Consider the following 24,173-nt stretch of genomic DNA (forward strand, 5'->3'; position numbering starts at 1 on the left):
TCCAGACAGGATGGGTCGCGCCGCCATGCAGCGTCGTCAGCCGTTGAACCCGCGGCCGGCCTTCGCCAGTTCCGCGATCGACGGCGCGAGCTGCCATGCGTCGCCGTTCGGCGCGGCCGCGTAGCGGCGAATCGCGCGCTCGACGTTGTAGAGGCCGACCACGTCCGCGTACAGCATCGGGCCGCCGCGCCACAGCGGGAAGCCATAGCCGGTCAGGTAGACCATGTCGATGTCGGACGCCTTCGACGCGATCTTCTCTTCGAGGATCTTCGCGCCTTCGTTGACGAGCGCGAGCACCAGCCGCTCGACGATCTCGTCGTCGCCGATCTTGCGTCGCTCGACGCCGCGTTCCTTCGAATACGCGACGACCATCTCGTCGACCAGCGACGACGGCTTCGCCTTGCGATCGCCCGGCACGTAGTCGTACCAGCCGGCGCCCGTCTTCTGGCCGAAACGGCCCTGTTCGCACAGGCGGTCGGCAATCTTCGAGTACTGCAGATCGGGCTTCTCGACATAGCGGCGCTTGCGGATCGCCCAGCCGATGTCGTTGCCGGCGAGGTCGCTCATCCGGAACGGCCCCATCGCGAACCCGAACTTCTCGATCGCGCGATCGACCTGCGCGGGCAATGCGCCTTCCTCGAGCATGAACAGCGCCTGGCGGATGTACTGCTCGATCATCCGGTTGCCGATGAAGCCGTCGCACACGCCGGACACGACCGCCGTCTTGCGGATCTTCTTCGCGACGGCCATCACGGTCGCGAGCACGTCCTTCGCGGTCTGCGCGCCGCGCACGACCTCGAGCAGCTTCATCACGTTCGCCGGGCTGAAGAAGTGCATGCCGACGACGTCCTGCGGGCGCTTCGTGAACGCCGCGATCCTGTCGACGTCAAGCGTCGACGTGTTCGACGCGAGGATCGCGCCCGCCTTTGCGACTTCGTCGAGCTTCTTGAACACCTGCTCCTTCACGCCGAGTTCCTCGAACACGGCTTCGACGATCAGGTCGGCATCCTTGAGGTCGTCGTAGGACAGCGTCGGCGCGATCAGCGCCATGCGCGCGTCGAGCTTCTCCTGCGTGAGCTTGCCCTTCTTCACCTGCGCGTCGTAGTTCTTGCGGATCGTCGCGATGCCGCGCTCGAGCGCGTCCTGCTTCGTCTCGAGCAGCGTGACGGGCAGACCCGCGTTGATGAAGTTCATCGCGATTCCGCCGCCCATCGTGCCCGCACCGATCACGCCGACGCGACGGATCTCGCGCAGCGGCGTGTCGGACGGCACGTCGGGAATCTTGCTCGCCGCACGCTCGCCGAAGAACGCGTGGCGCAGCGCACGGCTTTCCGGCGTCATCATCAGCGCGACGAAACCCTCGCGCTCCGCGATGCTGCCCTTGTCGAAGCCGTTCAGCACGCCGGCCTCGATCGCGTCGATACACTTGTGCGGCGCGGGGAAATTCGGTGCGGCGGCCTGCGCGGAATTGCGCGCGAACTGGATGAAGCCTGCGGCGTTGTCGTGGACGATCTTGCGATCGCGCACGCGCGGATGCGGCCCCTTCTGCGCGCCGGCCTTCTGGGCAAACGCGACAGCCGCGTCGAGCAGGTCGCCGTCGGCCATTGCATCGAACAGCCCGCTTTTCGCAAGGTGTTCAGACAGCACCGGCGCGCCCGACACGATCATGTTCAGTGCGGTTTCGAGCCCCACCGCGCGCGGCAGGCGCTGCGTGCCGCCCGCGCCCGGCAGCAGGCCGAGCTTCACTTCGGGCAGCGCGACCTGCGCGCCGGGCGCCGCGACGCGGTAGTGCGCGCCGAGCGCAAGCTCGAGGCCGCCGCCCATCACGACGCTGTGCAGCGCGGCGACGACGGGCTTCGCGCTTGCCTCCACCGCGCGGATCACGGTGTGCAGCGTCGGCTCCTGCAGCGCCTTCGGCGTATTGAATTCGGTGATATCCGCACCGCCCGAGAACGCGCGGCCCGCGCCGGTCAGCACGATGGCCGCGACCGACGGATCCTGCGCGGCGCGATCGAGCGCGTCCATGACGCCCTGGCGGGTCGACAGGCCAAGCCCGTTGACGGGCGGATTGTTGAGCGTAATGACGGCCACGCCGTCGCGAGTCGAGTAATCCACTGCCATCTGCCTGCCTCCATGCATCGCGCGCCGGGGTGGCTGCGCTTCATTGTGCGCGGTCGAACAGCCGCATGTCCGGATGAACTGAGGCAGCATACAACGAAAAAGCACGGTCGTTCAATTTGAATTTTGTTGCCGATCCGGGGACGGATCGGGCGACCGGTTCGCGGGCCGTCGCCGGCCCGGGTGCCACGCTTACGGCTCGCACACCGCCGTCGGCAACACGTAGTCGCGGAACGTCTCGCGCAGCTTCAGCTTCTGCAGCTTGCCGGTCGCGGTGTGCGGCAGCGATTCGACGAACACGACGTCGTCGGGGATCCACCATTTCGCGACCTTGCCTTCATAGAACGCGAGCAGCGTGTCGCGGTTCAGGTTCGCGCCTTCGCGCGGCACCACGACGAGCAGCGGGCGCTCGGTCCATTTCGGGTGAGCACAGGCGATGCACGCGGCTTCGGCCACACCCGGGTGGGCAATCGCGACGTTCTCGATGTCGATCGAGCTGATCCATTCGCCGCCCGACTTGATCACGTCCTTGCTGCGGTCGGTGATCTGCAGGAAGCCGTCGGGATCGATCGTCGCGACGTCGCCGGTCGGGAACCAGCCGCCCGACAGCGGCGATTCATTGCCGCGAAAGTAGTGGTCGATCACCCACGGCCCGCGCACCTGCAGTTCGCCGAACGCGACGCCGTCCCACGGCAGTTCCTGGCCGTCCTCGCCGACGATGCGCATGTCGACGCCGCAGATCACGCGCCCCTGTTTCTCGAGCAGCCGGCGCTGCGCGTCGAGCGGCCGCTGCGACTGCGCCCAGTTGAGCTTCGCGAGCGTGCCGAGCGGCGACAGCTCGGTCATTCCCCATGCATGGATCACGCGCACGCCGTATTCGTCCTCGAACGTGCGCAGCATCGCGGGCGGGCACGCCGAGCCGCCGATCACCGTGCGATTCAGCGTCGAGAAGCGCACGCCGGCTTCGCGCATGTAGTTGAGCAGCCCGAGCCACACGGTCGGCACGCCCGCGGAGAACGTCACGCGTTCGGCCTCCATCAGCTCGTACAGCGATTTGCCGTCGAGATCCTTGCCGGGCAGCACGAGCTTGCCGCCGGTCAACGGCACCGCATACGGCAGCCCCCACGCGTTGACGTGGAACATCGGCACGACGGGCAGCACGGCGTCCATCGCGGACAGGTTCATCGCGTCGGGCAGCGCGGCGCCGTACGCGTGCAGCACCGTCGAGCGGTGCGAATACAGCACGCCCTTCGGGTTACCGGTCGTGCCGGACGTGTAGCAGAGCCCCGACGCCTGCTGCTCGTCGAGGCGCGGCCAGTCGTAGCGGCCGTCCTCGGCCTCGACAAGCGTTTCATAGCAGAGATATGGCGTCGCGCCCGACGGCAGGTGCGCGGCATCGGTCATCGCGACCCAGCCCTTCACGTGCGGGCACTGCGGTGCGATGGCGTCGACGAGCGGCGCGAAATTGATGTCGAAGAAGACGTAGCGGTCTTCCGCGTGATTGACGATGTACGCGATCTGCTCGGGGAACAGGCGCGGGTTGATCGTGTGGCAGACAGCGCCCATCCCGCCGATCCCGTAGTACGCCTCCAGATGACGGTAGCCGTTCCACGCCAGCGTGCCGACGCGGTCGCCGGTTTCGACGCCGAGCCGCGCAAGCGCCTGCGCCAGCTGCTTCGCGCGGCGTTCGCAATCGCGGTACGTATAGCGATGCAGGTCGCCTTCCACGCGCTTCGACACGATTTCCGTGTCGCCGGCGTGCCGCGCGGCATGCGAAATCAGCGAGGACACCAGCAACGGCATGTCCATCATCTGGCCCAGCAACGGCTTACCCATCGTCTTGTTCTCCGTGAGGATGCGAATCGGTGACCCGCCTCTGCGGCGCGCCCGTCAGCGGCCCCGGACGGGCGTGGCGCACGGCGCGCGCGCCACCATGCGGGCGGCGCGGCGCCGCCTTACAATATCGGCTTACCCAGAGGCGCTCAACATGTCGTTTTCCCGAAGCGCAGCCGATGCGGCTGACACCCTCCCCGACCTCGCCGCCACGCTCGGCGCGCCCGCCGCAGGCGCGTTCGTCACGCTCGGCGATGCGTTTCATACGCGGCTGCCGGCCGCGCCGCTTGCCGCGCCGTACGTCGTCGGGTTCTCCGACGAAGTCGCGCAGCGGCTCGACCTGCGGCCGTCGATCGCCGCGCAGCCCGGCTTCGCCGAGCTGTTCGCCGGCAACCCGACGCGCGACTGGCCCGCGCACGCGATGCCGTACGCGTCGGTGTATTCCGGCCACCAGTTCGGCGTATGGGCCGGCCAGCTCGGCGACGGCCGCGCGCTGACGATCGGCGAGCGCACCGGCACCGACGGCCGCCGCTACGAGCTGCAATTGAAAGGCAGCGGCCGCACGCCGTACTCGCGGATGGGCGACGGCCGCGCGGTGTTGCGCTCGTCGATCCGCGAATTCCTGTGCTCGGAAGCGATGCATCACCTCGGCATCCCGACCACGCGCGCGCTGACGGTGATCGGCTCCGATCAGCCGGTGGTCCGCGAGGAAATCGAGACGTCGGCCGTCGTCACGCGCGTGTCGGAAAGCTTCGTGCGCTTCGGCCACTTCGAGCACTTCTTCTCGAACGATCGCCCCGACCTGCTGCGCCAGCTCGCCGATCACGTGATCGACCGCTTCTATCCCGAATGCCGCGACGCGGACGATCCGTACCTCGCGCTGCTCGAAGCCGCGACGCTGCGCACGGCCGACCTCGTCGCGCAGTGGCAGGCCGTCGGCTTTTGCCACGGCGTGATGAACACCGACAACATGTCGATCCTCGGCGTGACGATCGACTACGGCCCGTTCGGCTTCGTCGACGCGTTCGATGCGAACCACATCTGCAACCACTCGGACAACAAAGGCCGCTATGCGTACCGGATGCAGCCGCGCATCGCGCACTGGAACTGCTACTGCCTCGCGCAAGCGCTGCTGCCGCTGATCGGGCTGCAGCACGACATCGCCGACGACGATGCGCGTGCCGAGCGCGCAGTGGACGACGCACAGGCCGTGCTCGCGAAATTCCCGGAACGTTTCGGCCCCGCGCTCGAACGCGCGATGCGCGCGAAGCTCGGCCTCGAGCTCGAACGCGAGAACGACGCCGAACTCGCGAACAAGCTGCTCGAGACGATGCACGCGAGCCATGCGGATTTCACGCTGACGTTCCGCCGCCTCGCACAGATCTCGAAGCGCGACGCGAGCCGCGACGCCCCGGTGCGCGACCTGTTCATCGACCGCGAAGCGTTCGATGCGTGGGCGAACCTCTACCGCGCGCGGCTGTCCGAGGAAATGCGCGACGACGCGGCCCGCGCGGACGCGATGAATCGCGTGAACCCGAAATACGTGCTTCGCAACCATCTGGCCGAAGTCGCGATCCGGCGCGCGAAGGAAAAGGATTTTTCGGAAGTCGAACGGCTCGCGCAGATCCTGCGCCGCCCGTTCGACGAACAACCCGAGCATGAAGCGTACGCGGCGTTGCCGCCCGACTGGGCCGGGTCGCTCGAAGTGAGCTGCTCGTCCTGAGCCCGCAACCCGCGCGTATCGACCGACCGATCAGGAGAACCCCACATGTCCCACGATTCCGACGACAAAACCTTCCCGTACCAGAAGGACGACGCCGACCTGCGCCGCCGGCTCACGCCGATGCAGTACGAGGTCACGCAGCATGCGGCGACCGAGCGCGCATTCACCGGCGAATACACCGACACGGAAGACGCCGGCATCTACAAATGCGTCGTCTGCAGCACGCCGCTGTTCGAATCCGGTTCCAAATTCCACTCGGGCTGCGGCTGGCCCAGCTACTTCAAGCCGCTCAACGGCGAGGTGATCGACGAGAAGGTCGACTACTCGCACGGGATGGTGCGCGTCGAGGTGCGCTGCAACCACTGCGGCGCGCATCTGGGCCACGTCTTCGAGGACGGCCCGCGCGACCAGACCGGTTTGCGGTACTGCATCAATTCGGCTGCGTTAAACTTCGAGTCCCGACCCGAAAACGAATGAGCGGCGCCGGGCGGATCTGCCGGGCGGTCAGCCTCGGGCCGGACCGCCCCGACGATCCGCGACGGCGATGCCTGGCGGGTCCCTACAACGGTGAAAGGCCGCTCAAGCGGCCTTTCACGCAGCTGCGAGCGCCATGAAATTCCTGTTCGATCTGTTTCCGATCATCCTGTTTTTTGTCGCCTTCAAGGTCTGGGGCATCTTCACCGCCACCGCGGTCGCGATCATCGCGACGCTGGCCCAGGTCGCCTGGGTCGCCTTCCGGCACCGGAAGGTCGACACGATGCTGTGGGTCAGCCTCGGCGTGATCGTCGTATTCGGTGGCGCCACCCTCGTCCTGCATGACGAGAAATTCATTCAATGGAAACCGACTGTGCTGTACTGGTTGTTTGCGATCGGGTTGCTCGCCGCGCGTTATGCGTTCAGCAAGAACCTGATCGAGAAGATGATGGGCAAGCAGCTCACGCTGCCGTCCCCCGTGTGGGACAAGCTGAATGTGGCATGGGCGCTGTTCTTCGCGGTGCTCGGCGTCGCGAACCTGTACGTGGTGCACAACTTCACCGAATCGCAATGGGTGAACTTCAAGCTGTTCGGTACGACGGGCGCGATGGTCGTATTCATCATCCTGCAGAGCCTGTGGCTCACGAAATACCTGAAGGACGAGTGACATGACGGACGCCTTTCTCAACGCCTCGACCGGCGAACGCGTCGCGCTGATCGAAGCGCGCCTCACAGCGTCGCTCGCGCCGCTGTCGCTCACCGTGCGCGACGACAGCGCGCAGCACGCGGGCCACGCCGGCGCGGCCGCCGGCGGCCATTTCACGGTCACGATCGTGTCGGCCGCATTCGCCGGCAAGCCGCGCGTCGCGCGGCACCGGCTGGTGTATGATGCGCTCGCTGATGCGATGCAGCGCGGCATTCACGCGCTCGCGATCGTGGCTTACACGCCCGAAGAATTCAACGAATCTTCAATCTAGTCTCATTAGGAATTCCCGATGATCCTGAAATCCCCCCGCCTGTGGGTCGCGGCGGCTGCTTTTGCAGCGGCACCGGCATTCGCCCAGAACATCGCCGTCGTGAACGGCACGCCGATTCCGAAGTCGCGCGCCGACGCGATGGTCGCGCAGCTCGTCCAGCAAGGTCAGGCCGACGGCCCGAAACTGCAGCAGGCCGTGCGCGAGGAACTCGTGAACCGCGAAATCCTGATGCAGGAAGCCATCCGCGAAGGCATCCCGAACCGTCCTGACGTGAAGGCGCAAGTCGCAGTCGCGCAACAGACCGTCGTGCTGCGCTCGATGATCGAGAGCTTCCTGAAGAAGAACCAGCCGACCGACGCCGAAGTGAAGGCGCGCTACGACGACCTCGTCAAGGGCGCCGGCGGCAACCGCGAATACCACCTGCACCACATCCTCGTCGACAACGAGCAGCAGGCGAAGGACCTGATCGCGAAGATCAAGGCCGGCGCGAAGTTCGAGGATCTCGCGAAGCAATACTCGAAGGATCCGGGATCGGGCAAGAACGGCGGCGATCTCGACTGGTCCGACCCGAAGGCCTACGTGCCGGAATTCGCGGCGGCTGCGCAGAAGCTGCAGAAAGGCCAGATGACCGACACGCCGGTGAAAACGCAGTTCGGCTGGCACATCATTCGCGTCGACGACATCCGCGACATCGCCCCGCCGCCGCTCGAGCAGGTGAAGGCGCAAATCGCGCAACAGCTGGTGCAGCAGAAGCTGCAGGCGTTCGAGGAAGGTCTGCGCCAGCAGGCGAAGATTCAGTAACGCCGGCGATACTCGCCCGTGCATCGAAAAGCCGCTCTTCGGAGCGGCTTTTTCGTTGGGTGCGCGAAAACGTGCAATAAAAAAGCCGCTCCGAAGAGCGGCCTGTTCCGTACCGGACGTCACCCGCACTATGCGGGATAAAACACGTCGTGATAGCGCACGTCACCCGACGGCAGCGTGGCCGAATCGTCGAACGACAGCGCGAGGAAATACTCGGGCGGCACGCCCGGAAACACGATGTCGCCGGACGGTTCGAACCCGAAACGCGCGTAATACGCCGGCTCGCCGAGCACGACGCAACCACGCGCACCGAGCCGGCGCAACGCGTCGAGCCCCGTGCGCACGAGCCCCGCGCCGATGCTCTGCCGCTGGCAATCGGGCAGCACCGCGAGCGGCGCGAGCCCGTACCACTGCTGGCTGCCGGCCGGCTCGCCGCCGATCGCAACCGGCGAGAACGCGACGTGGCCGATGAGGCGAGCGTCGCGCTCCGCGACGAGCGACACGCTCAGCGCACCGTCCGCGCGCAGCGTCTCGACGATGCGCTGCTCGAACTGCCCGCCCTGCGGCTCGCCCGCGAACGCCGCGCGGATCACGCGGCCGATCGCGTCGGCCTCGCTCGCGCGTGCGTCGCGCAGCGTGACGACCTCGACCGGCGTGTGCGGATCGAACATCATCCGGATCAGCCGATCCAGCGACGCGCGTTGCGGAACACGCGCATCCACGGGCTTGCTTCACCCCAGCTTTCCGGGTGCCAGCTCATCGCGACCGTACGATGCACACGCTCCATGTGCGGCATCAGCACCGAGAAGCGGCCGTCGGCCGTCGTGACCGACGTGATGCCGGCCGGCGAGCCGTTCGGGTTGAACGGATAGCGCTCGGTCGCTTCGCCGCGGTGGTCGACGAAACGCATCGCGATCGCGACGCGATCGATGTCGCCCTGCTGCGAGAAATCTGCATAACCTTCGCCGTGCGCGACCGCGACCGGAATCCGCGAGCCTTCCATCCCCGCGAAGAAGATCGACGGCGACTTCTCCACTTCGACGAACGAGAAGCGCGCCTCGAACTGCTCGGACTTGTTGCGCGTGAACTTCGGCCACGCTTGCGCGCCCGGGATCATCGACGCGATGCTCGACAGCATCTGGCAGCCGTTGCAGATGCCGAGGGCGAACGTGTCCGGACGCGCGAAGAACGCCGAGAACATGTCGGCGAGGTTCGCGTTGAAACGGATCGTCTTCGCCCAGCCTTCGCCCGCGCCCAGCACGTCACCGTACGAGAAGCCGCCGCATGCGACCGCACCCGCGAAATCGGCGAGCGTCGCACGGCCCGCGAGCAGGTCGCTCATGTGCACGTCGTGGGCGTCGAAGCCCGCGCGGTCGAACGCGTAGGCCGTTTCCAGGTGCGAGTTCACGCCCTGCTCGCGCAGGATCGCAACGCGCGGCCGTGCGCCCGTCGCGATGAACGGCGCGGCGATGTCGTCGGCCGGATCGAAGCTCAGCACCGGCGAGATGCCCGGATCGGCCGCGTCGAGCAGCGCGTCGTATTCGGCATCCGCGCAGGCGGGGTTGTCGCGCAGGCGCGCGATGCGCCAGCTCACTTCGCTCCATGCGCGATGGAGTTCGGCACGCGGTGCATCGAAGATCTTCTTCGCGTCGCGGTACACCTCGATCACGTCGCGGTCGTTGACCGAGCCGATCACGTGCGAGCACGCCGACAGGCCGAACTCGCGCAGCGCGCCGAGCACCGCGTCACGGTCGGACGCGCGCACCTGCACGACGGCGCCGAGTTCTTCCGAGAACAGCGCGCGCAGCGTGCGGTCGTCACGACGGCCGCTCGTCTGCTTCGCCCAGTCCTTCGCGTCGCCGTAGTCGGATTCGTGGTTCGGGTCGAGCGTCAGCATGTCGACGTTCAGCGACACGCCCGCGTGGCCCGCGAACGCCATTTCGCACACCGTCGCCCACAAGCCGCCGTCCGAGCGGTCGTGGTACGCGAGCAGCTTGTCTTGCGTATTGAGCGACTGGATCGCGTTGAAGAAGCGCTTCAGGTCTTCCGCATCGTCGACGTCCGGCGTCGTGTCGCCGACCTGCTGCGTGACTTGCGCGAAGATGCTGCCGCCCATCCGGTTCTTGCCGCGGCCGAGATCGATCGCGATCAGCACGCTGTCGCCCGCGTCGACGACACGGCGCAGTTGCGGCGTCAGGTGGCGGCGCACGTCTTCGACCGGCGCGAACGCGGAGATGATCAGCGACACCGGCGACACCACTTCCTTCGCGACGCCCTGCTCGTCCCACTTCGTCTTCATCGACAGCGAGTCCTTGCCGACCGGGATGCCGATCCCGAGTGCCGGGCACAGCTCCATGCCGATCGCCTTGACCGTGTCGAACAGCGCGGCGTCTTCGCCGGCCGTGCCGCACGCGGCCATCCAGTTCGCCGACAGCTTCAGCTTGTCGAGCGACGCGATCGGCGCGCTCGCGATGTTCGTGATCGCTTCGCCGACGGCCATGCGGCCCGATGCCGGCGCGTCGATCACGGCGAGCGGCGTGCGCTCGGCCATCGTCATCGCCTCGCCCTTGAAGCCCGCGTAGTCGAGCGCGGTGACCGCGCAGTCGGCCACCGGCACCTGCCACGGGCCGACCATCTGGTCGCGCACCGATGTGCCGCCGACCGAACGGTCGCCGATCGTGATCAGGAACGACTTGCTGCCGACCGTCGGGTGCTTCAGCACGTCGACCGCGACTTCCGACAGTGCGATGCCCGTCACGTCGACCGGCGCACGCTCGGTCGCCACGCGCGCGACGTCACGGTGCATGCGCGGCGGCTTGCCGAGCAGCACTTCCATCGGCATGTCGACCGGGTATTCGTCGGCACCCGCCGCTTCGTCGTCGACGAGCTTCAGCTGGCGTTCGTCGGTCGCGACACCGACCACCGCGAACGGGCAGCGCTCACGTGCGCAGATTGCCTCGAAGCGCGGCAGGTCGGCCGGCGCGATCGCCAGCACGTAACGCTCCTGCGCTTCGTTCGACCAGATTTCGCGCGGCGACAGGCCCGATTCCTCGAGCGCGACCTTGCGCAGTTCGAAGCGCGCGCCCTTGCCCGCGCCGTCGACGATTTCCGGGAACGCGTTCGACAGGCCACCCGCGCCGACGTCGTGGATGCTCAGGATCGGGTTTTCCGCGCCGAGCTGCCAGCAGCCGTTGATCACTTCCTGCGCGCGACGCTCGATTTCCGGGTTGCCGCGCTGCACCGAGTCGAAGTCGAGTTCGGCCGTGTTCGCGCCGGTCGCCATCGAGCTTGCGGCGCCGCCGCCCATCCCGATCCGCATGCCGGGGCCGCCGATCTGGATCAGCAGCGAGCCGGCCGGCACGTCGTGCTTGTGCGTATGCTGATCCGCGATGTTGCCGAGGCCGCCCGCGATCATGATCGGCTTGTGATAGCCATGCACCTTCCCGCCGACGTTCTGCTCGTACACGCGGAAGTAGCCGCCGAGGTTCGGGCGGCCGAATTCGTTGTTGAACGCGGCGCCGCCGAGCGGGCCGTCGATCATGATCTGCAGCGGCGACGCGATGCGGTCCGGGCGGCCATACGGGCCGTGCGCGTCGTTCGGGTTGCGCTCGCCGACCGGCTGCGCCGCGTCGCGTGCGTTTTCCCACGACTGGCGGGCGTCCGGCAGGTCGAGGTTCGACACGGTGAAGCCCGTCAGGCCGGCCTTCGGACGCGCGCCGCGGCCCGTCGCGCCTTCGTCGCGGATCTCGCCGCCCGCGCCGGTCGCCGCGCCCGGGAACGGCGAGATCGCCGTCGGGTGGTTGTGCGTCTCGACCTTCATCAGCGTGTGCGTGAGCTCGGTGTGACGGCCGTAGCGCTCGCCCGGCTCGCCGGCCGCGCCCGCGTTGCGCGGGAACCAGCGCTCGGCTTCGGCGCCGACCATGATCGACGAGTTGTCCGAATACGCGACGATCGTGCCCTGCGGGTTCAGCTTTTCGGTGTTGCGGATCATCGCGAACAGCGACATGTCCTGTGCTTCGCCGTCGATCGTCCACTGCGCGTTGAAGATCTTGTGGCGGCAGTGCTCGCTGTTCGCCTGCGCGAACATCATCAGCTCGACGTCGGTCGGGTTGCGTTCGAGCTTGCGGAACGCGTCGACCAGGTAGTCGATTTCGTCGTCGGCGAGCGCGAGGCCCAGCTCGACGTTCGCGCGCTCGAGCGCGCCGCGGCCAACGCCCAGCACGTCGACGGTCTCGAGCGACTTGGCCGGCAGCTCGTCGAACAGGTGCTTCGCGTCGTCGCGCGCCGCGACCACGCTTTCGGTCATCCGGTCATGCAGCGCGTCCACGACGGCTGCACGCGCGTCGTCCGACAGCGCCTTCTTGCCGCCGAGCAGGCCCGACTTCAGCGTGACCGTGAATTCGACGCCGCGCTCGATCCGGCGCACGTGCGTGAGGCCGCAGTGCCGGGCGATGTCGGTCGCCTTGCTCGCCCACGGCGAAACCGTGCCGAAGCGCGGCAGCACGACGAAGGTCTCGGTCGTGCCCTTCTCGCTCGCCGGCTGGAACGGCTCGCCGTAGTGCATCAGCGCGTCGATGCGCGCGCTGTCGTCGGCCGCCAGCGGCTCGGCCGCATTGACGAAGTGCAGGAACTGGCCGCGCACCGCGACGATGTTGGCGTCGATTTGCCTGAGCGTGTCGAGCAGACGGGTTTGACGGAAATCGGAGAGGGCCGAAGCGCCGGGAAAACACGAGAAGTGAGCCATGGGCTGGACTGACGTCGATGAGTCGCGCGAGGTGGCGACGTGGGGCGAAAGGAAGGCCGTAATTATACCCGGAAGTCGGCCGCCCAAGACCGGCCGATCGGTAGTCCGCATGCACCGCAACGGTGCCCGGGCACGCGGCGAGCACGGCCGCCCTCCGGGCCGGCCCGCACGGGCCCACGCGCCGGCCGTCGCGGTGCGACCGCACGGCGCATGCGCGCCCGACGCCGGCTCCCGCGATTTTGGCGCTATCATTCCGGGTTCACCGGGCCGGGCCCTCAGCGAATTCTCACCGGGCGGCGTGCGCGCCGCCCGTCATCGAAGCAATCCATGGATGTCATCGTCATCGGCGGCGGAATCAGCGGCGTCGCCACCGCCTACCAGCTGCGCGCGGCCGGCCATCGCGTCTGCGTGGTCGAACGCCACGCGACCGTCGCGCAAGGTGCGACCTACGGCGACGGCGGCGCACTGCTGCCGAGCCCGCTCGACGTCTGGTTCGGCCCGACTTTCATGCGCCAGCGCCAGCCGCGCGACAGCGGCATCGTCTACAAGCCGGGCTTCAACGGCGGCGTGCGCCGCTTCGTCAAGCAGCTCGGCGGGCTGCGCGAGCCCGACGCGTTCGCCGCACAGTACGCGCGGCTGCGCCCGCTGATCGACGCGTCGCGCGACACGCTCGCCGATATCGAAGCGCGCCTCGAACTCGAGTTCGAGCAGAAGCCCGGGATCCTGCACGTGGTGCGCGACCCGCGCGACTGGGACGCGCTGCAGCCTGCGCTCGACCTGCTGCGCACGCTCGACCAGCCGTACCGCACGCTCACCGCCGACGAATGCGCGGCACTCGAACCGTCGGTGCCGGCCGAGCCCGGCTTTGCCGGCGGCGTGCTGCTCGAAACCGAGCGCACCGGCAACTGCCCGCTGTTCGCGAAACTGGTCAAGCAGACGCTCGACGAACATGGCGTGCAGTTCCGCTTCGGCGCGGACGTCGCCGCGATCCGCGTCGATAACGGCCGCGCCGCGGTCGAGCTCGCGCCGTCCGGCCAGCGGACCGCGGCCAAGGCGCGCGAGGTCGACGTGATTTCCGCCGACGCGATCGTGGTCGCTGCCGGCGCCGGCAGCGTGCCGCTGCTCGAGCGGCTCGGCTGGCGCCTGCCGCTGCACCCGGTCCGCGTCCATACCCTGACCGCGCCGGTCGCGTACGAAGAGCACGCGCCGCATCTGAGCGTCGTCGATTCAATCAAGCGGATCTCGATCACGCGTACCCATCAGCGGCTGCGCATCGGCGGCGGCGCCGTGCTGCAAAGCCTCGCCGACACCGCCAAACCGCTCGCCGAGCCGCTGTCCGAGGCCGCGCTCGCGCTGCTCGGCCAGGCCGTCCACGACTGGGTGCCGGGCGCCGCCAGGATTTCGGCCGCGCTGTCGTGGCAGGGCATGCAGCTGCTGTCGCCGGACGGCCTGCCCGTCGTGGGTCCGACCCCGCATCCGCGTGTGTTCGTCAATTTCGGGCATGGCCCGACCGGCTGGGGGCTCGCTTGCGGGTCTGCTAAAGTGGTGACCGACTACCTGGGCGGCAACGCCCAGCACTGGCCCGCCGACACGCTCGCCGCGCTCAGCGCCGGCCGCTTCACGACCTGACCGCCGCGGGCTCGCCCCGTGGCGGCATCCTTGCCAGCCGCCACGATCCCGCGATGACCGTTCCCCGCCCGCTTCCCGATTCCGATCCGATCGCGCTGCTGCGCGTCACCGACCTGCGCGCGGCCGAAGCCGACGCCACCGCGGCGCTGCCGCCGCACACGCTGATGGGACGCGCGGGCGCCGCCGCCGCGCGCTGGCTGTCCGAGCGCGTCGCCGGCGACGCGCGCCCCGTGTGGTTCGCGGTCGGCCCCGGCAACAACGGCGGCGACGCGCTGGTGGCCGCCGCCCAGCTCCAGCAGCTCGGTGTCGCGACGCAGGCGTGGATGCCGGTACCGGTCAGGCCGGACGACGCGCAATGGGCGCTCGGCCTGGCCCGCGCGGCCGGCGTGCCGCTGTCGGCCACGCCGCCCGCGGCGCTGGACGAATTCGCGTGGGTCGTCGACGGGCTGTTCGGCATCGGTCTCGGCCGCGCGCTCGACGGCGCGTTTGCCGAGCAGGCTGCGCGCATCGCCGCGCATGCACGCGGCGGTGGCCGCGTGCTCGCACTCGACGTGCCGAGCGGGCTCGACAGCGATACGGGCCGGATCGTCGGCGCGGGCGTCGCCGTCACGGCCACCCACACGCTCACCTTCATCGGCGCGAAGCCGGGCCTCTACACGGGCGACGGCCGCGATCTCGCCGGCGAGATCGACATCGCCTCGCTCGACGTCGCGCCGCCCGCCGCACCGGCCATCATGCTGAATGCGCCTGCGCGGTTCGCCGCGGCGCTGCCCGCACGCGCGTTCGCATCCCACAAGGGCACGTACGGCAGCCTTGCGGTACTCGGCGGCGACACCGGCATGTGCGGCGCACCGATTCTGGCCGCACGCGCCGCGTTGTTCGCCGGTGCCGGCAAGGTGCACGTCGGCTTCCTCGGCGCCGGCGCGCCGCCGTACGATCCGCCATTCCCCGAACTGATGCTGCATCCGGCCGACACCCTCGATCTCGGCGCGATGACCGCGATCGCGGCCGGCTGCGGGCTCGGCACGCGCGAAGCCGCGGCGACGCTCGTACGCGACGTGCTCGCGCACGACGCCGTGACGCTGCTCGATGCCGACGCGCTGAACCTCGTCGCGACGCACGCCGACCTCGCGGCCGCCGTCGCCGCACGCGGCGCGCGCGGCAATCCGTGCGTGCTGACGCCGCATCCGCTCGAAGCCGCCCGCCTGCTCGGCAGCGACACGGCGGCGGTGCAGCACGACCGCATCGCGGCCGCGCAGGCGCTCGCGGCACGTTATGCGGCGATCGTCGTGCTGAAAGGCTCAGGCACGGCGATTGCGGCACCCGACGGCCACGTGACGATCAACCCGACCGGCAACGCGGCGCTCGCCACCGGCGGCACCGGCGACGTGCTCGGCGGCCTGATCGGCGCACTGCTCGCACAGCGCGTCGCGCCGTACGAAGCGGCGCTCGCGGGTGTCTACCTGCACGGCCTCGCGGCCGACACGCTGACCGCGAACGGCACCGGCCCGGCCGGGCTCACGGCCGGCGAGCTCGCGCTGATGGTGCGCACGCTGATCAATCGCCTTTTTTATCCGTCGCCGCGCGCCGACACGTAACGCCGCTATACTGACTGCCCCGCCGCACGGCGGGCCTTCTCGTCCGCCGGCCTTCCGATCCCGATGAGCCGGCGCGGCATTCCTCCCGATTCACGCTTCACTCGAACCGCCATGACGCTGAATTCGCTCCCCGCCTGGACTGCCCTTCAATCCCACTTCGAACAGATCCGTCACGCTCGCCTGCGCGACTGGTTCGCGCCGGAAAACGACCACGCGCCGACTCGCGCCGAACGCTTCACGATTCCGGGCGGCGGCCTCGCGGCCGATTTCTCGAAGAACCGCATCAACGACGACACGCTGCGCCTGCTCGTGCAGCTCGCACGCGACGCGGGCGTCGAAGCGCGCCGCGACGCGATGTTCGCGGGCGAAATCGTCAACCCGACCGAAGGCCGCGCCGCGCTGCACACCGCACTGCGCGCGACCGACCCGCAAGCGCCGTTCCACGCGCAGGTGAGCGCCGAGCGCGCGAAGATGGCGACCTTCGCGCGCGCCGTGCGCAGCGGCACGTGGACGGGCTATACGGGCAAGCGCATCCGTCACGTGATCAACATCGGCATCGGCGGCTCCGATCTCGGGCCGAAGATGGTCGTGCATGCACTGCATCACGTCGCGACGCCGGACATCTCGACCCACTTCGTGTCGAACGTCGACGGCGCCGATCTCGCGCGCGTGCTCGAACAGGTCGATCCCGAAGAAACGCTCGCGATCATCGTGTCGAAGACCTTCACGACGCTCGAGACGATGACGAACGCCCGCTCGCTGCGCGACTGGTTCGTCGCGCGCGGCTGCCCGGAGGACGCGCTGTCGAAGCACTTCGTCGGCGTGTCGGCGAACCCGGCCGAAGTCGTGAAGTTCGGCATCGCCGCAGAAAACGTGTTCGAAATGTGGGACTGGGTCGGCGGCCGCTATTCGCTGTGGTCGGCAGTCGGCCTGTCGATCATGATCGCGATCGGCCCCGAGCAGTTCGACGAGCTGCTGGCCGGCGCGAACGACATGGACCGCCATTTCCGCGAAGCGCCGCTGGAGCGCAACCTGCCGGTGCTGCTCGGCCTGATCGGCATCTGGTACCGGAATTTCTTCGGGTCGCAGAGCTATCTCGTCGCGCCGTACTCGGAAGCGCTGCACTACCTGCCGTCGTACCTGCAGCAGCTCGAAATGGAGAGCAACGGCAAATCCGCGCGCCTGGACGGCACGTTCGTCGATTACCCGACGTCGGCCGTCACGTGGGGCGAGCCGGGCACCAACGGCCAGCACGCGTTCTTCCAGATGCTGCACCAGGGGCCGACGATCGTGCCGATCGACTTCATCGCGGTGCTGACGCCCGAGCATCTGCTCGCGAGCCATCATCCGAAGCTGCTCGCGAACTGCTTCGCGCAGAGCGAAGCGCTGATGCTCGGCCGCACGCTCGAAGAAGCGCTCAAGGTCGCCGGGCCGGGCAAGGAAGCGCTCGCGCCGCACCTGACGTTCCCCGGCAACCGCCCGACCACGACGCTGCTCGTCGATGCGCTGACGCCGCGTACGCTCGGCGCGCTGATCGCGCTTTACGAACACAAGGTGCTCGTGCAGGCAACGGTGTGGGACATCAATCCGTTCGACCAGTGGGGCGTCGAGCTCGGCAAGATTCTCGGCAAGGTGGTGGAAGCCGATCTGTCGGCCGGATCGGTCGATCCGGCGAAGCACGACTCGTCGACCACGGCGCTGATCGAGCGCGCCCGTGCGGCGCTGAAGCGCTGACGCAACGGGCTCATGCCCGTGCCGGCCGCGCAGTACGTCCTGCGTGGCCGGCAAAAAAAACGCATGCGCGGCGCTATGCCGTATGCGGCGCGACGATGCGGCCGGCGTCGAGCGTCACGGTCGTCTCGCAGCGGCGCGCGAGTTCGGCATCGTGCGTGACGAGCACGAGCGTGGCGCCGTGCGTGCGGTTCAGTTCGAACATCAGGTCGATGACTGCATGGCCCGTCGCCGCGTCGAGACTGCCGGTCGGCTCGTCGGCAAACAGGATCGACGGGCGCGTGACGAAGGCGCGCGCAAGTGCGACGCGTTGCTGCTCGCCGCCCGACAACAGCTTCGGATAATGCGCGGTGCGTTCGCCGAGCCCGACCTGCACGAGCAGCGCGCGGGCACGGTCGGCCGCATCGCGTGCGCTGATGCCGCCCTGCAGTTCGAGCGGCAGCATCACGTTTTCGAGCGCCGTCAGGTGCGGCATCAACTGGAACGACTGGAACACGAACCCGACCGCGCCGTTGCGCAGCGCGGCGCGCGCGTCCTCGTCGAGCGAGTCGAGCGCGCGGCCGAGCAGGCGAACCGTGCCGCTCGTCGCGCTGTCCAACCCTGCAAGCAGGCCGAGCAGCGTCGATTTGCCCGACCCCGATGCGCCGACGATCGCGAGGCTGCTGCCCGGCCGCACGGCAAGCGTGATGCCGTCGAGGATCGTCAGCTCGCCCGTTGCATCGGCAACCCGCTTGCACACGTCATGGACTTCGATGATCGGATCGGTAATCTTGAACATGGACACGACATTTCGCTGGAAAAGACGCACGGCGGTCGCCGCGCTGCTGGGCACGCTGCTGGCCGTCACCGTGCCGGCACACGCCGCGACGGCGCCGACATCGGGCCCGCCCGTGATCGTCGTGCTCGGCGACAGCCTGTCGGCCGAATACGGCTTGCCGCGCGACACCGGCTGGGTTGCGCTGCTGCGGCAACGGCTCACGACCGAGCGAATCGATTATAGCGTCGCGAACGCCAGCGTCAGCGGCGACACCACGAGCGGCGGCCGTGCGCGGCTGCCCGCGGTGCTGCAGCGGCTCAAACCTTCGATCGTCGTCGTCGAACTCGGTTCGAACGATGCACTGCGCGGCGTGCCGCTCGCGACGACCGAGCAGAACCTGCGCGACATCATTGCCGGCGCGCGACGTGTGCAAGCGAAGGTCGTGCTGGTCGGCATGTACGTGCCGCCCAATTACGGCCCCGACTACACGCAGAAGTTCCACGCCGTCTACACGCGGCTGTCGAAAGATCTCGACGTGCCGCTCGTGCCGTTCCTGCTGGCCGGCATCGAGAACAAGCCCGAGATGTTCCAGGCTGACCAGATGCATCCCGCGCAGCAGGCACAGGGCATCCTGCTCGACAATGTGTGGCCGGCGCTGAAGCCGTTGCTCGGCAAGCCGCGCGGCTGACGCCCCCTGCCGGAAAACAAAAAGCCCCGCTCGAAGCGGGGCTGTTTGGATTGCGGGCGAAACGGTGTTCAGTCGTCGCCGTCCTGCTTCTGGCTCGACGTCGAACCGTACAGCTTCACCTTCGAGCGATCGCGCAGCGCGGTGAGATAGGCCTCGCCTTCGCTCTGTGCGTCGACCTGCGCCATCTGCTGCTGTGCGGCCGCCAGTTGCTGCGGATCGACTGCCGAACCCGGGATCACCGCGTTCACACGGTAGATCGCGTAGCCGTCCGCGCCGAGATCGACACCGACGTAAGCCGGCAGCGTCTTTGCATCGACCTTGTAGACGGCGCTCAGTGCAGCCGGCGTCAGACCTTGCGACTGCGTGCGCGACACCTTCTGCGCAGCGGAGAACCCGTCAGCCGACTTCGACTTCTGCAGCTCGGCGAGCTTCGCCACGCCATCCTTCTTCGCGAGTTCCGCGGCCTGCTCGGCGACGACCTTCTGGCGCACGACGTCCTTGATCGCGTCGAGCGCGGGCACGGCAGCCGGCTTGTAGTCGGTCACGCGCGCCGAGATCAGCGTGTTGTTGCCGACGTCGACCGCCTGCGTGTTGTTCTGGCTCTTCACCGAGTCGTTTGCGAATACCGCAGCCAGGAGCTTCGGATTGTTCAGCGGGCTCGTCGGCGGCAGTTGCGGATTCGGCGTCGGCGTGACGGTGGCCGTCTGGATCGTCAGCTTGTACTTGTCCGCGGCCGGCTGCAGCGTCTTCGCCTTTTCGTACACGGTCGACGTGAAGCCTTCCGCGTTGTCCGTGAACGCCTTCGATGCGTACTGCTGCTTCAGGCTGGCGGCGATCTCGTCCTTCACTTCCGCGAACGGCTTGACGACTGCCGGCTTCACTTCGGTCGCCTTCAGGATGTGGAAGCCGAGATCCGACTGCACGACACCGCTCACGTCACCCTGCTTGAGTGCGAACGCCGCATCGTCGAACGCCTTGCCGCCGGCCGTCGAACCGCGCGTGATGAAGCCGAGGTCGCCGCCCTTCGCTGCCGACGGCGCGTCCTGCGAATTCTTCTGCGCGATTTGCGCGAACTGGTCCGGATGCGCCTTCACGTCGGCGAGCAGTTGCTCGGCCTTCGTCTTCGCTGCCGTCTTGTCGGCCGCGCTGGCGCTGCCCGGCGCCGCGATGAAGATGTGGCTCACGCGCACTTGCGCTTCGGTGCGGAAGTGCGTCGGGTTGTCGTCGTAGAACTTCTTGATGTCCGCGTCGGTCGGCTGCGCGCTCGCGGCCGCTGCGGCCGGCGAATAGACGAGGTACTGGATCGTCGCGGTTTCCGGCGTCGCGAAGCTCTGCTTGTGCGCGTCATAGTACGCGTTGAGCTGCGCGTCGGTCGGCTGGACCTTCGCGGCGAAGTCGCTCGTCTTCAGCACCAGCGCCTGCACTTCGCGCTGCTGCGCGGCGAGTTCGGACAGACGTTGCGCGAGGCTCTTCGGCGTGAATGCGCTCGACACGATGCTGGCCGGAATCTGCTGCAGCGACAGGCTGTAGCGCACACGCTCCTGGTACTGCTCGGGCGTCATCCCCTGGAACGACAGCAGTTGCGCATAACGCTCGACGTCGATCGACCCATCGGGCTTCTTCAGCGAAGCGATCATCGGATCGCTCATCAGTGCATCGCGCACGGCATTGTCGGACGCAGTCAGGTGCAGACGTTGCGTCTCGTCGGCCAGCACACGTTGCTGGATCAGGCCGTCGAGCACCTGCTTGCGATGCTCGGGCGTATCGAACATCTTGACGTCGAACTGCCCGCCGAGCGCCTGGCGGGCCTGGTCGATCTGCTGGCGGAACGCGCCGTCGAATTCGACCCGCGTGATCTTGTGCCCGTTGACCGCCGCGACGTTCGCACTGTCGTCGAAGAAACCGCGGAAGCCTTGGATCCCGACGAAACCCAGCCCCGGCAACACGATCAGGAGCAGGAGCGCCATCATCAGGCGCTGGTGATTACGGAAGAAATCGAGCATGCGTGACGGGAAAATTGGACAAAACGTCCGATATTACAACATACGGGGTGGGACGGGAGAAAAGCAGACGTACTGCGCGCGAGCGCAGCCGGAAACACCCATGAAAAAGCCCGCGCGAGGCGGGCTTCTTCATTTTTCTGGCGAAGCGGACGGGACTCGTCTACATCGTGCGGGCCGCGCAGGCGGCTTCCTCCACTCCGCAATCACGCGCCCGATTACGGGCGCAATCGACGATGAAAATAAAAAAGCCCGCACAAGGCGGGCTTTCTTATTTTCTGGCGGAGCGGACGGGACTCGAACCCGCGACCCCCGGCGTGACAGGCCGGTATTCTAACCGACTGAACTACCGCTCCTTGGTCTGGCTGAATCGTGAAACTGGTGGGTGCTGAGGGGTTCGAACCCCCGACCTACGCCTTGTAAGGGCGCCGCTCTACCAGCTGAGCTAAGCACCCGTTTCCGATTCGTTCTGACTGCGATCTGCGTTTCCGCATCAACAATCAGCGAGCCCGCAAGTTTAATTCATCCCCGATCATTTTGCCAAGCCCATCCGCGAATTTTTTTAACATTCGCGCGCACGCTTCCGAAGCGCATAAAAAAACCCGCGGACATGCCGCGGGTTTCGTGAACAACCGTCAGCAACGACGGCGTTCCAGGTCTCAGTGCTTGACGACTTCCGTCGAGCCGGCATCCTTCGCCGCCTCGCCGACCGGCGCTGCTGCCTTCGCCTCTTCTTCCGGCGGCAGCGGAGTCGGCGAACGCTCGAGCGCGAGTTCCAGCACCTTGTCGATCCAGCGAACCGGCACGATCTCGATCGCGTTCTTCACGTTGTCCGGAATGTCCGCGAGATCCTTCACGTTCTCTTCCGGAATCAGCACGAGCTTGATGCCGCCGCGATGCGCAGCCAGCAGCTTTTCCTTCAGCCCGCCGATCGGCAGCACTTCGCCACGCAACGTGATTTCGCCCGTCATCGCGACATCGGCACGCACGGGGATACCCGTCAGCACCGACACCAGCGCGGTCGTCATCGCACCGCCTGCGGACGGACCGTCCTTCGGCGTCGCACCTTCCGGCACGTGGATGTGGATGTCCTGCTTCTCGAACGCTTCGTCCTTGATGCCCAGACGGCGCGAGCGCGAGCGCACGACAGAACGCGCAGCCTCGACCGACTCCTTCATCACGTCGCCGAGCGAACCCGTACGGATCACGTTGCCCTTGCCCGGCATCACCGCGGCTTCGATCGTCAGCAGATCGCCGCCGACTTCCGTCCACGCGAGGCCCGTCACCTGACCGACCTGGTTTTCCTTCGCCGCGAGGCCGAAGTCGTACTTGCGCACGCCGAGGAACGTGTCGAGGTTCTCGCCATCGACCTTGATCGCGCCCGATGCCTTCTTCAGCAGCAGCATCTTCACGACCTTGCGGCAGATCTTCGACACTTCCCGCTCGAGCGAACGCACACCGGCTTCGCGCGTGTAGTAGCGGATGATGTCGCGGATCGCCTGTTCGGTGACGTCGATCTCGCCGTCCTTCAGCCCGTTGTTCTTCTTCTGCTTCGGCAGCAGGTAACGCTGGGCAATGCTGACCTTCTCGTCTTCCGTGTAACCCGACAGACGGATCACTTCCATCCGGTCGAGCAGCGGCGGCGGGATGTTCAGCGAGTTCGACGTCGCAACGAACATCACGTCCGACAGATCGAAGTCGACTTCGATGTAGTGGTCGGCGAACGTGTGGTTCTGTTCCGGATCGAGCACTTCGAGCAGCGCCGACGACGGATCGCCGCGAAAATCCATACCCATCTTGTCGACTTCGTCGAGCAGGAAGAGCGGATTGCGCACGCCGACCTTCGCGAGGCTTTGCAGGATCTTGCCCGGCATCGAACCGATGTACGTACGGCGGTGGCCGCGGATCTCGGCTTCGTCACGCACGCCGCCGAGCGCCATCCGGACGAACTTGCGGTTCGTCGCACGGGCGATCGACTGGCCGAGCGAGGTCTTGCCGACGCCCGGAGGCCCGACGAGGCACAGGATCGGCGCCTTGACCTTGTCCACGCGCTGTTGCACCGCGAGATACTCGAGGATCCGCTCCTTGACCTTCTCGAGGCCGAAGTGATCCTCGTCGAGCACCTGCTCGGCGTTCGACAGGTCGTTGTTGACCTTGCTCTTCTTGCGCCACGGCAGGCCGATCAGCGTGTCGATGTAGTTGCGCACGACGGTCGCTTCCGCGGACATCGGCGACATCAGCTTCAGCTTCTTCAGCTCGGCGTCGGCCTTCTTCTTGGCTTCCTTCGGCATGCGCGCGGCGTTGATGCGCTTCTCGAGTTCCTCGAGATCCGCACCCTCTTCGCCTTCGCCCAGTTCCTTCTGGATCGCCTTGACCTGTTCGTTCAGGTAGTACTCGCGCTGGCTCTTTTCCATCTGGCGCTTCACGCGCCCGCGGATGCGCTTTTCGACCTGCAGGATGTCGATCTCGGCTTCGAGCTGCGCGAGCAGGTGCTCGAGGCGCTCGATGACCGGGAACATCTCGAGGATGTGCTGCTTCTGGTCGAGCTTCAGCGGCAGGCGCTCGGCGATCATGTCGGCGAGGCGGCCGGCTTCGTCGATGCCCGACAGCGACGTGAGGATCTCCGGCGGGATCTTCTTGTTCAGCTTCACGTACTGGTCGAACTGCGACACGATCGCACGGCGCAGCGCTTCCGTTTCAGCGCTGTCGGCGTGATCGGGCTCGAGCGGCATCACTTCGCAGGAGAACTGCGTCTCCTGTTCTTCGATCGACAACGCCTTCGCGCGCTGCAGGCCCTCGACGAGCACCTTCACGGTGCCGTCCGGCAGCTTCAGCATCTGCAGGATGTTGGCGATACAACCGACCTCGTACATGTCCTTTTCGGTCGGTTCGTCCTTGGCCGCGGTTTTCTGGGCGACGAGCATGATGTGCTTGCCGCCTTCCATCGCTGCTTCGAGGGCCTTGATCGATTTCGGCCGGCCCACGAAGAGCGGAATGACCATGTGCGGGAAAACGACGACGTCCCGCAGCGGCAGCAGCGGGAGCGTGATGCGTTCCGGCGGGAGAAGTTGGGTGCCTGACATTTCATTTCCCCATGAGT

General features: G+C 67.3%; 16 protein-coding genes and 2 tRNA genes. 9 read left to right on the forward strand and 9 right to left on the reverse strand.

The window, feature by feature from the left end; genetic code table 11:
• Window positions 1-36: 36 nt before the first annotated feature.
• A complete protein-coding gene (locus tag OHZ10_RS10190; RefSeq protein ID WP_059233941.1) occupies window positions 37-2,121 on the reverse strand; it encodes a 3-hydroxyacyl-CoA dehydrogenase NAD-binding domain-containing protein in 2,085 nt (694 codons plus the stop codon).
• A 189-nt stretch (window positions 2,122-2,310) separates the two neighbouring features.
• Window positions 2,311-3,954 (reverse strand): 3-(methylthio)propionyl-CoA ligase, encoded by a 1,644-nt coding sequence (locus OHZ10_RS10195; protein ID WP_059233940.1) that lies wholly within the window; start codon window positions 3,952-3,954, stop codon window positions 2,311-2,313.
• A 151-nt stretch (window positions 3,955-4,105) separates the two neighbouring features.
• Here OHZ10_RS10195 and OHZ10_RS10200 point away from each other — a divergent pair, with 151 nt between their 5' ends.
• The 5 genes from OHZ10_RS10200 to OHZ10_RS10220 all read left to right on the forward strand — a co-directional run bounded on the left by OHZ10_RS10200 (window position 4,106) and on the right by OHZ10_RS10220 (window position 7,926).
• Complete coding sequence (locus OHZ10_RS10200; RefSeq protein ID WP_342702319.1) at window positions 4,106-5,674, forward strand: protein adenylyltransferase SelO; 1,569 nt, start codon at window positions 4,106-4,108, stop codon at window positions 5,672-5,674.
• A 45-nt stretch (window positions 5,675-5,719) separates the two neighbouring features.
• Complete coding sequence (msrB, locus tag OHZ10_RS10205) at window positions 5,720-6,151, forward strand: peptide-methionine (R)-S-oxide reductase MsrB (protein WP_059233938.1); 432 nt, start codon at window positions 5,720-5,722, stop codon at window positions 6,149-6,151.
• A 133-nt stretch (window positions 6,152-6,284) separates the two neighbouring features.
• Window positions 6,285-6,815, forward strand: coding sequence for a septation protein A (locus OHZ10_RS10210; RefSeq protein ID WP_059233937.1), 531 nt, complete (start codon window positions 6,285-6,287; stop codon window positions 6,813-6,815).
• Between the two features lies 1 nt (window position 6,816).
• Window positions 6,817-7,125, forward strand: coding sequence for a BolA family protein (locus tag OHZ10_RS10215; RefSeq protein ID WP_059233936.1), 309 nt, complete (start codon window positions 6,817-6,819; stop codon window positions 7,123-7,125).
• Window positions 7,126-7,143: 18 nt separating this feature from the next.
• A complete protein-coding gene (locus OHZ10_RS10220) occupies window positions 7,144-7,926 on the forward strand; it encodes a peptidylprolyl isomerase (protein ID WP_059233935.1) in 783 nt (260 codons plus the stop codon).
• Between the two features lie 128 nt (window positions 7,927-8,054).
• On the opposite strand, the gene OHZ10_RS10225 is transcribed toward OHZ10_RS10220, so the two are convergent.
• Window positions 8,055-8,600, reverse strand: coding sequence for a GNAT family N-acetyltransferase (locus OHZ10_RS10225; protein WP_256086049.1), 546 nt, complete (start codon window positions 8,598-8,600; stop codon window positions 8,055-8,057).
• A 5-nt stretch (window positions 8,601-8,605) separates the two neighbouring features.
• A complete protein-coding gene (purL, locus tag OHZ10_RS10230) occupies window positions 8,606-12,670 on the reverse strand; it encodes a phosphoribosylformylglycinamidine synthase (RefSeq protein ID WP_342702320.1) in 4,065 nt (1,354 codons plus the stop codon).
• A 327-nt stretch (window positions 12,671-12,997) separates the two neighbouring features.
• Between purL and OHZ10_RS10235 the strand changes: the two genes are divergently transcribed.
• From OHZ10_RS10235 to pgi, 3 genes are all read left to right on the forward strand, one after another.
• Window positions 12,998-14,299 (forward strand): FAD-dependent oxidoreductase, encoded by a 1,302-nt coding sequence (locus OHZ10_RS10235; RefSeq protein WP_059233933.1) that lies wholly within the window; start codon window positions 12,998-13,000, stop codon window positions 14,297-14,299.
• A gap of 53 nt (window positions 14,300-14,352) precedes the next feature.
• Complete coding sequence (locus tag OHZ10_RS10240; protein WP_342702321.1) at window positions 14,353-15,897, forward strand: NAD(P)H-hydrate dehydratase; 1,545 nt, start codon at window positions 14,353-14,355, stop codon at window positions 15,895-15,897.
• Window positions 15,898-16,008: 111 nt separating this feature from the next.
• Window positions 16,009-17,631: a glucose-6-phosphate isomerase gene (pgi, locus tag OHZ10_RS10245; protein ID WP_059233931.1), complete on the forward strand. Its 1,623-nt coding sequence runs from the start codon at window positions 16,009-16,011 to the stop codon at window positions 17,629-17,631.
• A 73-nt stretch (window positions 17,632-17,704) separates the two neighbouring features.
• On the opposite strand, the gene OHZ10_RS10250 is transcribed toward pgi, so the two are convergent.
• Window positions 17,705-18,406 (reverse strand): ABC transporter ATP-binding protein, encoded by a 702-nt coding sequence (locus OHZ10_RS10250; protein ID WP_342702323.1) that lies wholly within the window; start codon window positions 18,404-18,406, stop codon window positions 17,705-17,707.
• Here OHZ10_RS10250 and OHZ10_RS10255 point away from each other — a divergent pair.
• Window positions 18,405-19,073 (forward strand): arylesterase, encoded by a 669-nt coding sequence (locus OHZ10_RS10255; RefSeq protein ID WP_174993003.1) that lies wholly within the window; start codon window positions 18,405-18,407, stop codon window positions 19,071-19,073. The genes OHZ10_RS10250 and OHZ10_RS10255 overlap by 2 nt on opposite strands.
• Before the next feature lie 68 nt (window positions 19,074-19,141).
• Here the strand turns inward: OHZ10_RS10255 and OHZ10_RS10260 are convergent, their stop codons facing one another.
• From OHZ10_RS10260 to lon, 4 genes are all read right to left on the reverse strand, one after another.
• Window positions 19,142-21,076: a SurA N-terminal domain-containing protein gene (locus OHZ10_RS10260; protein WP_342702325.1), complete on the reverse strand. Its 1,935-nt coding sequence runs from the start codon at window positions 21,074-21,076 to the stop codon at window positions 19,142-19,144.
• 276 nt (window positions 21,077-21,352) lie between these two features.
• Window positions 21,353-21,429: transfer RNA gene (locus OHZ10_RS10265), tRNA-Asp, on the reverse strand.
• A 23-nt stretch (window positions 21,430-21,452) separates the two neighbouring features.
• Window positions 21,453-21,528, reverse strand: a tRNA-Val gene (locus tag OHZ10_RS10270).
• A 204-nt stretch (window positions 21,529-21,732) separates the two neighbouring features.
• Window positions 21,733-24,156, reverse strand: a complete 2,424-nt coding sequence (lon, locus tag OHZ10_RS10275; RefSeq protein ID WP_059233927.1) for an endopeptidase La — start codon at window positions 24,154-24,156, stop codon at window positions 21,733-21,735.
• Between the last annotated feature and the right edge of the window lie 17 nt (window positions 24,157-24,173).

The sequence above is a fragment of the Burkholderia arboris genome, assembly GCF_038723655.1.
GTDB lineage: Bacteria > Pseudomonadota > Gammaproteobacteria > Burkholderiales > Burkholderiaceae > Burkholderia > Burkholderia arboris.

Excerpts from the sequence above, each read along its gene's own strand:
- OHZ10_RS10190 (WP_059233941.1), bottom strand. The coding sequence starts at position 2,121 with ATGGCAGTGGATTACTCGACTCGCGACGGCGTGGCCGTCATTACGCTC.
- OHZ10_RS10195 (WP_059233940.1), bottom strand. The coding sequence starts at position 3,954 with ATGGGTAAGCCGTTGCTGGGCCAGATGATGGACATGCCGTTGCTGGTG.
- OHZ10_RS10200 (WP_342702319.1), top strand. The coding sequence starts at position 4,106 with ATGTCGTTTTCCCGAAGCGCAGCCGATGCGGCTGACACCCTCCCCGAC.
- msrB (WP_059233938.1), top strand. The coding sequence starts at position 5,720 with ATGTCCCACGATTCCGACGACAAAACCTTCCCGTACCAGAAGGACGAC.
- OHZ10_RS10210 (WP_059233937.1), top strand. The coding sequence starts at position 6,285 with ATGAAATTCCTGTTCGATCTGTTTCCGATCATCCTGTTTTTTGTCGCC.
- OHZ10_RS10215 (WP_059233936.1), top strand. The coding sequence starts at position 6,817 with ATGACGGACGCCTTTCTCAACGCCTCGACCGGCGAACGCGTCGCGCTG.
- OHZ10_RS10220 (WP_059233935.1), top strand. The coding sequence starts at position 7,144 with ATGATCCTGAAATCCCCCCGCCTGTGGGTCGCGGCGGCTGCTTTTGCA.
- OHZ10_RS10225 (WP_256086049.1), bottom strand. The coding sequence starts at position 8,600 with ATGATGTTCGATCCGCACACGCCGGTCGAGGTCGTCACGCTGCGCGAC.
- purL (WP_342702320.1), bottom strand. The coding sequence starts at position 12,670 with ATGGCTCACTTCTCGTGTTTTCCCGGCGCTTCGGCCCTCTCCGATTTC.
- OHZ10_RS10235 (WP_059233933.1), top strand. The coding sequence starts at position 12,998 with ATGGATGTCATCGTCATCGGCGGCGGAATCAGCGGCGTCGCCACCGCC.
- OHZ10_RS10240 (WP_342702321.1), top strand. The coding sequence starts at position 14,353 with ATGACCGTTCCCCGCCCGCTTCCCGATTCCGATCCGATCGCGCTGCTG.
- pgi (WP_059233931.1), top strand. The coding sequence starts at position 16,009 with ATGACGCTGAATTCGCTCCCCGCCTGGACTGCCCTTCAATCCCACTTC.
- OHZ10_RS10255 (WP_174993003.1), top strand. The coding sequence starts at position 18,405 with ATGGACACGACATTTCGCTGGAAAAGACGCACGGCGGTCGCCGCGCTG.
- OHZ10_RS10250 (WP_342702323.1), bottom strand. The coding sequence starts at position 18,406 with ATGTTCAAGATTACCGATCCGATCATCGAAGTCCATGACGTGTGCAAG.
- OHZ10_RS10260 (WP_342702325.1), bottom strand. The coding sequence starts at position 21,076 with ATGCTCGATTTCTTCCGTAATCACCAGCGCCTGATGATGGCGCTCCTG.
- lon (WP_059233927.1), bottom strand. The coding sequence starts at position 24,156 with ATGTCAGGCACCCAACTTCTCCCGCCGGAACGCATCACGCTCCCGCTG.